10 protein-coding genes and 1 pseudogene are annotated in these 11,964 nt (G+C 60.8%); 6 read left to right on the top strand and 5 right to left on the bottom strand.

Features of this window, described 5'->3' with window-relative positions; genetic code table 11:
- Positions 1 to 72: 72 nt before the first annotated feature.
- The 5 genes from E8M77_RS20005 to E8M77_RS19985 all read right to left on the bottom strand — a co-directional run bounded on the left by E8M77_RS20005 (position 73) and on the right by E8M77_RS19985 (position 4,038).
- On the bottom strand, positions 73 to 609 hold the full coding sequence (locus E8M77_RS20005; RefSeq protein WP_137132387.1) for a PRC-barrel domain-containing protein: 537 nt from the start codon (positions 607 to 609) through the stop codon (positions 73 to 75).
- A 207-nt stretch (positions 610 to 816) separates the two neighbouring features.
- Positions 817 to 1,701 carry an SMP-30/gluconolactonase/LRE family protein gene (locus tag E8M77_RS20000; protein WP_137132386.1) on the bottom strand — a complete coding sequence of 295 codons (885 nt, stop codon included), beginning with the start codon at positions 1,699 to 1,701 and terminating at the stop codon, positions 817 to 819.
- Positions 1,698 to 2,336, bottom strand: a complete 639-nt coding sequence (locus E8M77_RS19995) for a 2-dehydro-3-deoxy-6-phosphogalactonate aldolase (RefSeq protein ID WP_137132385.1) — start codon at positions 2,334 to 2,336, stop codon at positions 1,698 to 1,700. Before E8M77_RS19995 ends, E8M77_RS20000 begins: the two co-directional genes overlap by 4 nt.
- Positions 2,333 to 3,268, bottom strand: coding sequence for a 2-dehydro-3-deoxygalactonokinase (locus E8M77_RS19990; protein WP_137132384.1), 936 nt, complete (start codon positions 3,266 to 3,268; stop codon positions 2,333 to 2,335). Before E8M77_RS19990 ends, E8M77_RS19995 begins: the two co-directional genes overlap by 4 nt.
- Positions 3,268 to 4,038: an SDR family oxidoreductase gene (locus E8M77_RS19985; protein WP_170975945.1), complete on the bottom strand. Its 771-nt coding sequence runs from the start codon at positions 4,036 to 4,038 to the stop codon at positions 3,268 to 3,270. Before E8M77_RS19985 ends, E8M77_RS19990 begins: the two co-directional genes overlap by 1 nt.
- 170 nt (positions 4,039 to 4,208) lie before the next feature.
- Between E8M77_RS19985 and E8M77_RS19980 the strand changes: the two genes are divergently transcribed.
- The 6 genes and pseudogenes from E8M77_RS19980 to E8M77_RS19955 all read left to right on the top strand — a co-directional run bounded on the left by E8M77_RS19980 (position 4,209) and on the right by E8M77_RS19955 (position 11,848).
- Positions 4,209 to 5,015 (top strand): IclR family transcriptional regulator, encoded by an 807-nt coding sequence (locus tag E8M77_RS19980; protein WP_137132382.1) that lies wholly within the window; start codon positions 4,209 to 4,211, stop codon positions 5,013 to 5,015.
- 171 nt (positions 5,016 to 5,186) lie between these two features.
- The gene (locus E8M77_RS19975; protein ID WP_137132381.1) at positions 5,187 to 5,918 is read left to right on the top strand and encodes a LuxR family transcriptional regulator; all 732 of its coding nucleotides are present in this window, start codon (positions 5,187 to 5,189) and stop codon (positions 5,916 to 5,918) included.
- A 383-nt stretch (positions 5,919 to 6,301) separates the two neighbouring features.
- The gene (locus E8M77_RS19970; RefSeq protein ID WP_137132380.1) at positions 6,302 to 7,465 is read left to right on the top strand and encodes an Mrp/NBP35 family ATP-binding protein; all 1,164 of its coding nucleotides are present in this window, start codon (positions 6,302 to 6,304) and stop codon (positions 7,463 to 7,465) included.
- Positions 7,466 to 7,652: 187 nt separating this feature from the next.
- Positions 7,653 to 8,585, top strand: a complete 933-nt coding sequence (locus E8M77_RS19965) for a magnesium transporter CorA family protein (RefSeq protein WP_246659347.1) — start codon at positions 7,653 to 7,655, stop codon at positions 8,583 to 8,585.
- Between the two features lie 81 nt (positions 8,586 to 8,666).
- Positions 8,667 to 10,514, top strand: a pseudogene (locus E8M77_RS19960) (potassium transporter Kup); the annotation flags it as partial.
- Between the two features lie 164 nt (positions 10,515 to 10,678).
- Positions 10,679 to 11,848 (top strand): cell wall hydrolase, encoded by a 1,170-nt coding sequence (locus tag E8M77_RS19955; RefSeq protein WP_246659333.1) that lies wholly within the window; start codon positions 10,679 to 10,681, stop codon positions 11,846 to 11,848.
- The last annotated feature ends 116 nt before the right edge of the window (positions 11,849 to 11,964 follow it).

The raw sequence follows: 11,964 nt of genomic DNA, 5'->3' as shown, positions 1-11,964 counted from the left end.
GAAAAAGGGGCAGCGCCGCAGCACTGCCCCTGATCGATACGGTATATTACCGCTTGTCCCGAAGGTGCGCCGTTACGGGCGAGCAGGGGCCGTCGTCGTGCCATTCGACTGCACGGCATCGTCCTGATCGTCGAGCATCAGAAATTCCGGTGCGGCCTTCAGCGATGCGGCCGTTTCCATCGTGGTCAGGCGGATGTCATTGTCGTCTTCGCGGGTCACGTTCAGCTTGTCCATCGGCACTGCGACATTCTTTTCGCCCATGCCGAGGAAGCCACCGACGCCGACCACAGCCGCAACAATGCCGCCGTTTTCTTCGATGATCAGATCGGTCACATTGCCGATGCTGTTGTTCTCGCCATTGTAGATCGCTTTGCCAATATAGTCATTAGCGCTGATCTGGGTTGCGGCCTGCTGCGTCAGATATGCGCCGGTCATGCCAGCGGCACGTGTGCCCATCGAAGACGAGCCTGCTGCGCCTGCGGGCGTCGTCGTGTTGGTCTGCGCGCTGGGGGCAACGGGCGTGGTGCTGGTCTGTGCCAGAGCCGGTGCAATCGCGGAGGAAGCCATCAGAACGGCAGCTGCCGCCATGGTGCTCAGGGTCTTCTTCATATCATCAATACCTTTCGTTTCGTTGATCCGGACAAAGCAGCCTGTTGTCGTGCCGCTCTGTCGTCTCGGGTGGTCAATGCCCACAGAAAGGGATGGTTCCGAATGCAATTGCTAAAAAAACAGGCGAAAACGCCGGAACGTTTTCGCCTTTTGCCGTTTGCATGCTCGAAATGACGGTTCTCACCGCCTCTTCGCGATCAAGCCATGTCAGATTAGATAGGAGGGCTCCAGCCGTCCGGGAACCGTCACGCCGAGATCGAATGTGAAGCCGGCCTGGGGATCGTCTTCGCGCTCCTGCGGGCTGGCACCCTCGAAGGCACTCGTCACGAACAGGCGGTCGCCGGCCTCACCGAAGAAAGCCGGGCAGGTGGTGCGGGCGCTCGGTAGCTGGTAGCGCGCCACATGGCGGCCATCCGGCGCATAGCGATCGACGGCGGCCTGTCCCCATCTTGCGTTCCAGATGAAACCGTCCCCGTCGCAGACCGCACCATCGGCTCCGCCCGGTGCGCCACCCTCGACAAATACCGAGGCCTCGCCTGAGGGCAGGCCGGTGGCCGGATCCAGCGGCACGCGCATGATCGTGCTGCCACGGGTATCGGTATAATAGCCGGTGGCGCCATCCGGCGAAAAGCAGATCGCGTTCGGAATGCTGATACCGGTAAATAGGCGTGTCACGGTGCCGCGCGCCACATGATAGATCGAGCCGGCGCCGTTCTGCGCCTTCAGGCCCATCGTGCCGATCCACAGGCTGCCGGAGGGATGCACGCGACCATCATTGGAGCGATTGCCCATATGGGCGGGCTCCAACTCCAGATAGCGCTCGAAACGGCCGGTCATCCGGTCGCGGATCATCAGCCCCTGGTCGGAAGCGACCAGCTGGCGGTCATCGTCGATGCGCGCCAGCATGCTGCCGCGAAAGGGCAGGGCATGCAGTCGGGCTTCGCCGGTCGTCATGTTCAGCTCATGCAGCTCGCGGCACAGGATGTTGAACCAATAGGCCGTGTTGGTCTGCGCATCATAGGTCGGGCCTTCGCCAAGCTCGCAGGCATGGTGAGACAGAACGGAGCCCTGAAACGGGTAAAGCTCGCTCATGCATTCTCCTTTATCGCTCGGTCATAGGCCTCGATGGTGATCCGGGCTCTGTCACGCACGGCGTCTGCGCTCATGCCGGGCTTGTAGAGGCTGGAGCCGAGACCGAAAGCGGTGATGCCACCTTTGATATAATCGCCGAAATTCACCTCCGACACGCCGCCGACGGCGGCAATCAATAGTTCCTTTGGCAGAACGGCGCGCATGGCATTGATTCCGGACGGCCCAAGCACGCTTGCCGGAAAGAATTTAAGGCCTGTGGCGCCGGCCTTGGCAGCGGCCAGCGCTTCGGTTGCGGTAAAGCAGCCGGGCAGCGTCACCATGCCCTTGGCGGCGGCCAGCGCAATCACCGGCGGATCGACATTCGGGCTCACCATCAGCCGGCCTCCGGCGGCGTCGAGCGCTTCGACATCCTCAACGGTCAGCACCGTGCCGGCGCCGATCAGGCAATCGGCCGGGGCCATTTTCGCGGCGATCTCGATGGAGCGGAACGGATCGGGCGAATTGAGCGGGATCTCGATCGCGGTAAAGCCGGTCTCGATCAGGCCGCCGACGACCGCCTGCGTTTCGTCTGGTGTCAGGCCGCGCAGAATGGCCACCAGGGGCCGCTGCATGGAGGGGAAGGGGATGCGGGTCATGCACTCGTCCTTGCGTCGCTGAAAAAGAGGGATTGGGCGGCCATCGACAGGCCGGCGCGGACTGCGTCATCTGCGTCGATGGTTTCAAAAGTAAAGCCTGCGGCCTCAAGGGCCGCCTCATAGAGACCCTTCAGACGCCCGGAAGCAACCAGATGCACCTTGGCGCCTTCACCGCTCAGCGACAGGCCGCCGGCAATTTCGGTGCCGATCAGGATGCCGGAAAGTCTTGCAGAAGCAGCCGTTGCATCCAGCCCATGCAGCAATTGGCCGGAGCGGCAGGTGAAGATGAGGTTGGTGAACATCTGCGGACGGCGGGCCGCCATCTCGACTGCGGCACGAAAGGCCGGATGCGTGCCGTCAAAGCTGTCGGCACCCGCAACCGCATGCGACAGGATCGATTGCTTTGACAGAACGTCGAACACTTCGCCGGTCATGAAGGAGGCAAAGCCGGTCACCCGGTCGCCGCTCACCGTCACCCATTTGGAATGCGTGCCGGGCATGCAGACAAGCCGCTCGCCGGAGGCGCCAGTGCCGATAGCTCCGAGCAATTGGGTTTCCTCGCCGCGCATCACATCGGGTGCATCCATGCTGCGTTGGGCAATACCGGGCAGGATGCGGATATCGCGACCTTCGGCGTCCACCGCAACGGCGCCGCCCAGAACGGCCGAAAGCCGCGCCGGCACGTCCACGTAACCGGCCTCTACCCAGCCCTGGCGGGCGCCGGCCATGCCGCAGATGATGACGGGAAGCGAAGCGGGCGCTTGGATGGCGGCAAGGTGGCTGTCCAGAACCGGGGCAAAACCGGTCTTTGCCGCCGTCGTCATGCCTTCGCCGCTGCGTCGCTCAGCCAGAACATTGTCCTCGGCATCCAAAAGCCAGAGCCGGAAGCTGCTCGTTCCCCAGTCCACGGCCACATAGGCGGGTTCAGTCATCAGAGCACTCCTCCATCCACAGTTATCCATTGCGCCGTCATGCCGGAAGATGCAGCCGATGCCAGGAACAGGCAGGGGCCGGTCAGATCTGCCGGGTCGAGATTGCGTTTCAGGCATTGCCGGTCAATCATCGCCTGCATGCTTTCCGGCGAAAGCCACAGGCGCTTCTGCCGCTCGGTGACGATCATGCCCGGCAGGATGGCGTTGACGCGGATGCCATCCGGCCCAAGCCGCCCGGCGAGGCTTTTCGTCAGGCCCAGAATGCCGGCCTTTGCCGTCGTATAGCTCGGCATACCACCCATATTGAGCATGAAGGAGATGGACGACAGGTTGACGATGGCGCCGCGCCCGTCTTGGCTCAGGTAAGGCACGGCTGCCTGGGAGACGAAGAACATCTGCTTGAGGTTGATCGCCTGATTGTCGTCCCAATAGTCCGAGGTCACCTCGGAAAGCTCATGGCGATCATCGAACCCGGCATTGTTGACGACGATGCCGAGACCGCCAAGCCGTTCGGCCGCGCCTGTCACCGCCATGCGGATCGCATCCACATCGCGCAGATCGGCAATCAGCGGCAGCACGTCATGGCGCATCCTGCCGGCAAGCGAGGTGGCAAGCGCATCGGAGGCCTCGCGCGACACATCGATAAAGGCGACTTTCGCGCCCTGGGCGGCAAAGGCCTCGACAAAGGCCGCGCCAATGCCCGAGGCACCGCCGGTTACCAGCACCGGCCGATCGACAAGGTCAGGAAACTGAGCAGCAGGAAGAGACACCGAGAATTCCTCTTGTTCCATTATTTGGAACGTGGTTTGATTATATGGAATAGAAGAAGCAAAGCTGCCGAGGTGTCAAGTCGCGTCCTGCCTGGATCGGCACCGGCATTTGCGGCAGGCGGAGTTAAACAGCTCTGGCGAAGGCTTCAATCAACAGAGGTGGATAGGCGTTGGCACCGGATGATGAAAAGGACGCGGGACAGACCACAGGTACGCTCGGCAAGGCCATAGCGCTGCTGGAATCTGTCTGTCAGGCGGAGCGGCCGCAGCGTTTCACGGATCTGTTGAAGCAGACGGATCAGCCTCGCGGCAGCCTGCATCGTCAGTTGCGGCATCTTGTCGCCGAAGGCCTCGTCGATGCGACGCCCGAGGGAGATTACACGCCGGGCCTTCGTCTTCTGGGCTTTGCCGCGAAAGCCTGGGCGCGCAATTCCGTGCGCAAGCTGGCCGAACCGCATATGGCCCACTTGCATGCGCTGACCGGCGAAACCGTGCATTTCGGCGTGCTGCGGCAAAAAGAAATCGTCTATCTCGACAAGCTGGAAAGCCGCCAGACGGTGCGCATGCATTCGCAGGTCGGCAATGCAGCCCCTCTCTATTGCACCGGTATTGGCAAGGCAGCGCTGTCCTGCCTGGAGGATGCGGATCTGCAACCGCTCATCTCGCAAATCGAATTTCGCAGCTTCACGCCCAGCACGCATGGTGATGCGCAAGCCCTTCTGGCCGATGTGGAGGCGATCCGAGACCGTGGCTATGCCTTTGACCTTGAGGAGCATCAGCCGGGCATATGCTGCGTGGCGGCGGCGATTGTTTCGGCCGATCGCAGTTTCATCGGCGGCGTTTCCGTCACGGCGCCTGCCTTCCGTGTCGGGCGTGAAAAACTGGTCGATTGGGCGGATCCGGTGCGCTTTGCGGCACTTGCCATGGCTGCGGATTTCGATCGCGGAATGGGGCCTCGGCGAAAAAGCGACTTATAGTCGGATTTTCCTGTAGATACTGGTAAAATTAAGGGTTATCTGAATAGATGGTCGGGCATCAGGCGTTGCCGCCTGTCCGGATGACGGGATGTGCCGCCGGTTTCATCGGCGGTGACCCCGTGCTGAAATCACTTTATAAGCTCATGATACTGAAGCAAGATTTGATCTTACATGGATACAGTCACGACGAGCGAGCCTCAGATCTGCGTTGAATCGTGGGTCAAGGAAATTATCAGCCTCGGCACTCAGTTTGACGTGTTTCGCATGATGCGCCGGGTGACGGAGGCCTATGGCTGCCGGTCCTTCATCGTCAGCGAACTGCCTTCACGCACGGTGCTGGAGCTTTCCGGCAAGACGATCATCACCAACTGGCCGTCGGAACTTCTGTCCCTGTTCGACCAGGCCAGCATGCTGCAGAACAGCCCCAATCTGCAGCGCATGCGTCAGTCAACGCGACCTTTCCGCTATTCGGCGGTCGAGGTGGCGCGCGAACGCGGTGATACTGTCGCCAAGGAACTGTTTGAGCGCTTCGGCATGGGCGAGGGTGCCTTTTTCCCAGCGCACGATCCTTTGGGCAATCGGGGTGCTGTGGGCTTTTCCGGCGAGAAGGCGGATTTTTCCCACCAGCAGATGATGGAGCTTTCCTATATCTCCATTCACATCTACCAGCGCCTGGCCGAGATCCGCGCCATCGATGTGCGCCCGGTCGAGACGTTGAGCGAACGCGAGATCGATTGTCTGAACTGGACGGCTGCCGGAAAGACCAGCGCCGAGATTGCCGATATTCTCAATCTCTCGGAACACACGGTCAATCACTATCTCAACCGTGCCACCAAGAAGCTGAATACGGTCAACCGCACGCAGGCCGTCGCCAAATCGCTGCGCATCGGATTGATCAAGTAGCGCGCAGGGTGGCTGCCATTTTTTGCCGCAGCGCACAATAATGCGGCAGGTTCGTGGCTGCATTCTTGGCCGCGAGGCCAGGAACTGGCGCTTTCTGCCCCTTTTGAACTTGGCATGCATCCTGCATTCCTCACCGGCAGGTCCAGAGGGGACTAAAGGCGCACCAAGAGGCGCAGAGAAGAAAAAGCCGCCGTCCGGCCAGCGCGATCGATAGATTGCCGCAGGCTTGGGCGGCGGTTTCTTTTTGCGGGCTTTCTCCAGGCCCTGACGATCAGTCCGAATACTTGTTGCCCCGGCAACCCTGCACCAACTATAAGTCCGGCACGAATGTCGAACGGCTTCGCGCTGGCCGATCGGTGGTCGATGCATTCAGGGAGTGGGTCATGCCCGAACTAACGAAAGACATGGTGATTGCGGCACTGAGCAAGGTGCGCGGTCCCGATCTGGAAGGTGATCTTGTCTCGCGGAACATGGTTTCCGATGTCTTTATTGCCGACGGCAAGGTCTATTTCTCCATCACCGTGCCTTCCGAACGGGCGAAGGAACTGGAACCCCTGCGCATGGCGGCGGAACGCTCTGTCACGGCGATCCCCGGTGTCAAGGGTGCACTGGTCACGCTGACCGCCGATCGCAAGGCTGGAAGCGCAGCGCCCACCCCGGCCGCCCCTGCCGCCCAGAAGGGCCATACCCATGCCCACCCGCATTCGCATGCGCCGGCAAATGCTGCACCGGCACGGCCGCAAAAGGCCGGCGTGCCGGGCGTTCGCGCCATTGTCGCGGTTGCCTCGGGCAAAGGCGGCGTCGGCAAATCGACGACCGCCGTCAACCTGGCGCTTGGCCTGATGGCCAATGGCCTGAAGGTCGGCCTGCTTGATGCCGATATCTACGGCCCCTCGGTGCCACGGCTGTTGAACATCTCCGGCAAGCCGAAGCAGATCGAGAACCGCATCATCGTTCCCATGGAAAATTACGGCCTGAAGGCCATGTCGATGGGCTTCCTGGTCGATGAGGAAGCCGCGATGATCTGGCGCGGGCCGATGGTGCAGTCGGCCATCCTGCAAATGCTGCGCGAGGTCGCCTGGGGCGAGCTTGACGTGCTGATCGTCGATATGCCGCCCGGCACTGGCGATGCGCAGCTGACCATGGCGCAGCAGGTGCCGCTGGCCGGCGCCGTCATCGTCTCCACGCCGCAGGATCTCGCCCTCATCGATGCGCGCAAGGCCATTACCATGTTCCGCAAGGTCGAGGTGCCGCTGCTCGGCATCGTCGAAAACATGAGTTATTTCCTCGCGCCCGATACCGGCGCGCGCTACGATATTTTCGGCCATGGCGGTGCTCGCACGGAAGCCGAGCGGATCGGCGTGCCTTTTCTCGGCGAAGTGCCGCTCACCATGGATATCCGCGAACGCTCGGATGCCGGAACGCCGGTCGTAGTCTCCGATCCGACCAGTCCTTCCGCCGAGATTTACCGGCAGATTGCGGCCCGCGTCTGGGAAGAACTCACGGGCCGCAAGCAACGTCCCGTGCCTGCCATTGTGTTTGACTGATGGCTGTTATGCAAAAGCAGTTGATTCGTTGTGCTTGCATTCGTGCGTGCCTGGTCTTATAGGCGCGTCTCGCTGGACGAGGGATTTGACGAACTGGCCCTAACGTTGAATTGTGTCGGCTTATCGGGCACCGGCACGGAGACGCCGCTTGATCAATGCCTATCGCGCCAACGGCTCGGTTACCGTTCTGGATCCGCACGATCGTTTGTCGGCGCTTCCTGATGATATTGTCTGGATCGACCTGATCGATCCCACACACATGGATGATGTCTATGTCGAGACACTGCTCGACATATCCGTTCCCACGCGCGACGAGCTGAAGGACATCGAGCCTTCCAGCCGACTTTATGTCGAGCATTCCGCCGTTTTCATGACCGCCTCGCTCGTCTGGAAAGCCGAGACGAAAGCGCCGATGTTGACGGATGTCGCCTTCATCCTGGCGCGCAACTGTCTGTTGACCGTGCGCTATGCGGATCCGAAGTCGTTCCACCTGTTCATCGCCGCTTTGGGCCGTGTGCCGGAAGATGTGCGCACCGGGCCGCTGCTGCTGGCCCATCTCCTGGAAACCATTGCCGATCGCACCGCCGAGATTCTCGAATCTGCTGTGGCTCGCGTCGATCGTCTGTCGACCGATATCTTCCACGACCGCGAAAAGCGGCGGCCGCCGAAATTCCTGGAAGGCAAGCTGGCTGAGATCGCCGAATGCCATCGGCTGGTCGGCAAGGTGCGTGATAGTCTCGGCTCGCTGTCGCGGCTTTTGACTTTTTTGATGAACACACCTGCGCTGCACGAAGATGATAGTGTGCGCAACCTGTGCAATACGGTGGTTCGTGATGTGGCAACGCTGTCGGAACATGCCTCCTTTATCGCCGCCAATATCACCTTCCTGCTCGATGCCTCGCTCGGCCTTATCAATGTCGAGCAGAATGCCATCATCAAGATCTTTTCGATTGCCTCTGTCGTCTTTCTGCCGCCGACACTGGTCGCCTCGATCTACGGCATGAACTTCCAGTTCATGCCGGAGCTTGGCTGGGCCATCGGCTATCCCATGGCGCTGGTTGCCATGGTCATCTCGGCTATCGTGCCCTTTTTCTTTTTCCGATTGAAAGGCTGGCTCTGAGAGCCTGAGTCCCCGATGTCCCATGCACATGACGAACAGGTTCACGAGAACAAGAACCTCAAGCATTTTCTCGGGCTGACGCTCGGTTCCGTCGGTGTCGTCTATGGCGATATCGGTACCAGCCCGCTCTATGCCTTTCGCGAGGCGCTGCGCCCGGTCTCCCATGACGGCGTGACGCAAGCGGAAATCATCGGCATCATCTCCCTGATGATCTGGACACTGACGATCATCGTTACCCTCAAATATGTCCTCTTTTTGTTGCGTGCCGACAATCACGGCGAAGGCGGCACGCTGTCGCTTCTGGCCATGCTGATGAAGACGGCTGGTGGCAACCGCACAACGCTGATCATTTTCGGTCTGATTGGCGCAGCACTCTTTCTCGGCGATGCGATGATCACGCCGGCACTTTCGGTTCTCTCGGCGGTGGAGGGGTTGAAGCTGGTCACGCCGGCGCTCAATAGCGCGGTTCTGCCAATTGCCATCGTCATTCTCATTGCCCTGTTTGCCATCCAGTCGCAGGGCACCAAGCTCGTCGCGCGCTATTTCGGCCCCATCACCGCCGTCTGGTTCCTGGCCATGGGGGCGGCTGGCGTCGCGCATATCTCGGATGATTACAGCATTCTCTACGCCTTCAACCCGATCAATGCCGTCACCTTCCTGCTCAATGAGGGCTATATCGGCATCGTCGTGCTTGGCGCCGTCTTCCTGACCGTGACCGGCGCAGAGGCGCTGTATGCCGATCTCGGCCACTTTGGCCGGCGTCCCATCCAGTGGGCCTGGTTCGTGCTGGTGTTTCCGGCCCTGACGCTCAATTACCTGGGGCAGGGCGCCTTCGTGATGAAGCATCCGGAGGCTATGGAAAATCCATTCTACTTGATGTTCCCGGAATGGGCGCTTCTGCCGATCGTCATTCTTGCGACAGCCGCCACAATCATTGCCAGCCAGGCGGTCATTACCGGCGCCTTTTCGTTGGTGCGCCAGGCGATCCATCTCGGTTACCTGCCGCGCATGGAAATCCTCTTCACCTCGGAAACCAATACCGGACAGATTTTTCTACCCTCGGTCAATGCGCTTCTGCTCGTTGGCGTTCTGGCGCTGGTTCTGGGCTTTGAAACCTCGGATGCACTGGCCACCGCCTATGGCATTTCCGTCACCGGCGCCATGGTCGTGACCACGCTGATGGCGTTCGAGTTCGTGCGCGTGCGCTGGCGCTGGCCCAAGACCGTGGCGCTGGCCGCACTTCTGCCGCTTCTGGCGCTGGAACTGGTTTTCCTGGGCGCCAATCTCCTGAAAATCCATGATGGCGGCTATGTTCCGGTGCTGATGGCGGCCGGCTTCACCATTATCATGTGGACCTGGAAGCGCGGCACCGCCATTCTGTCGGAAAAGACGCGCCGCACCGATGTGCCGCTCGACGTGTTTGCCGCCTCGATCGAAAAATCCATCGATGCCAAAAGCGCCCATGCGCCGGTCAGCGTGCCGGGCACCGCCATCTTCCTGACGGCCGATCCGGAATCGGCACCGGCAGCGCTGATGCACAATCTCAAGCACAATCACGTGCTGCATGAACGCAATGTCATCCTGACGATCCGCACGGTCAACAAGCCGCGCGTATCGCCCGAACATGCCTTCACCGTCGAAAAGCTTTCGGAGCGCTTCACCCGCATCGAACTGCGCTACGGCTTCATGCAGTCGCAGAATGTCTCGCAGGCGCTCGGTTATCTGCGCAAATGCGGCTTCAAGTTCGACATCATGTCGACTTCCTTCTATCTCGGACGCCGCAAGCTGGTGCCGGATGCCCAATCAGGAATGCCCATGTGGCAGGACCGGCTGTTCATCGGGCTGGCCAATACCGCAATCGATCCGTCCGACTATTTCCGCCTGCCGGCCAATCGCGTCGTCGAACTCGGCTCGCATGTGATCATCTGAGTGCAGCATGGCCGCCCGACCCCGACGGGGAGGGCGGCCATCGCTCACGCAAACGTCAACCCGGTTGGCTACTCTTGGTGCCACGCCTTTTGCAGCGTTAACCCTCCATTTAGGTTAATATTAGATCCTTCACGCAGACCACTTGACGTGTTGGAGTTGCGGTGTTGCGTTCGAAGAGTATCAAGCGTGGACCATGGTCGTTTGTCGATCAATGGGCATCTCCGACCCTGTTCGGCCTGGCCGCATGGCTTGTCTTTCCCTCCATCCCGGCCCAGGGCGACCTGGCTGATCTTCTGGCCGGCTTTGACCGGTCCGGTTCGCAATGGCGTATGGTAATGACCGATTCGCCGGCCGGATCGCTGCATGCAGCAGAACTTGCCTTTCCCGATGGGGAGGATCAGCTTGCCGCCGGCGCCGGCATGACCTTGCCCGATGGCCGCAAGATTGCCTTTGCCTCTGCAAAACACGGCGAAGACACGACTGACGAAAACCGCGTCAATCGCGGCGCCAAGAAGGGCCGTGTCATTGCCGTTGAACCGATGCAACCTCCCAGGGCCTTCAGTGCCGGTTCGGTGCTGGAACGCAGCAGTTCGCTCCTGTCGCCCGTGCGCGACAAGGAAGAGCGTGTGGCGCTGGCCAAGGCGCCGAAGGCCGCCGACGAGATCAAGCTTGCCGCCTTCTACTTCCGCCGCGAAGAACCGAAAATGCCGGAGGCCGATCTATCGCCCATGGTCGCAAGCCTTGTGACGAACGACAAGGCGGATGTGCTGGCCACAGCCTATGCGCCGGCCAAGCCCGATTTTGCCCGCCAATCGCCGTTCGATGCAATCTTGACCGAGAACAAGGATGCCGGCCGCTTCGTGCCGCATATCGGCCCGAAGGATCACGCCTGGGCCGCGACGCCTTTGCCGCCCGGCGTGTTTTCGCCCCGCGAGCAGCAGTGCCTTGCCTCCGGCATCTATTTCGAGGCGCGTGGAGAATCGGTCAAGGGACAGGCGGCTGTCGCGCAGGTCATTCTAAACCGGGTGCGCAATCCGGCCTATCCTGATACGATTTGCGGCGTCGTCTACCAGAATGAAGACTGGCGCAACCGCTGCCAGTTCTCCTTTGCCTGCGACAATATCGAGGACCGCATCCGCTCTGAAGAGCACTGGAAGATGGCCCGCGAAGTGGCCCTTGCCGTCACCGCTGGCAAGATCTGGCTGGATCAGGTCGGCTCCGCCACCCATTACCACGCCGTCTATGTACGCCCCAACTGGGCACCGACGATGAAGAAGGTCGGACGCATCGGCCTGCACATTTTCTACCGCACCTATGGTGGCGGCTGGAGCTGAAACCGAGTTGTTGAAAACAGCCGAATCCGCAAGGCACGAGCACACTTTAGCGTCAGGTCAGCCTGGCCAAAGGCACGACCTGCGGCTGCGGATTGTCGCGATTCCTTCGCAAACCG

Source organism: Rhizobium sp. FY34, assembly GCF_005222845.1.
Taxonomy (GTDB): domain Bacteria; phylum Pseudomonadota; class Alphaproteobacteria; order Rhizobiales; family Rhizobiaceae; genus Neorhizobium.
The sequence above is the reverse complement of the archived record's forward strand: the minus strand, read 5'-3'. Positions and strand labels throughout refer to the sequence as shown.

Bases quoted from the DNA above. Each gene is read 5' to 3' on its own strand.
- E8M77_RS20005 (WP_137132387.1), bottom strand. From the start codon at position 609: ATGAAGAAGACCCTGAGCACCATGGCGGCAGCTGCCGTTCTGATGGCT.
- E8M77_RS20000 (WP_137132386.1), bottom strand. From the start codon at position 1,701: ATGAGCGAGCTTTACCCGTTTCAGGGCTCCGTTCTGTCTCACCATGCC.
- E8M77_RS19995 (WP_137132385.1), bottom strand. From the start codon at position 2,336: ATGACCCGCATCCCCTTCCCCTCCATGCAGCGGCCCCTGGTGGCCATT.
- E8M77_RS19990 (WP_137132384.1), bottom strand. From the start codon at position 3,268: ATGACTGAACCCGCCTATGTGGCCGTGGACTGGGGAACGAGCAGCTTC.
- E8M77_RS19975 (WP_137132381.1), top strand. From the start codon at position 5,187: ATGGATACAGTCACGACGAGCGAGCCTCAGATCTGCGTTGAATCGTGG.
- E8M77_RS19970 (WP_137132380.1), top strand. From the start codon at position 6,302: ATGCCCGAACTAACGAAAGACATGGTGATTGCGGCACTGAGCAAGGTG.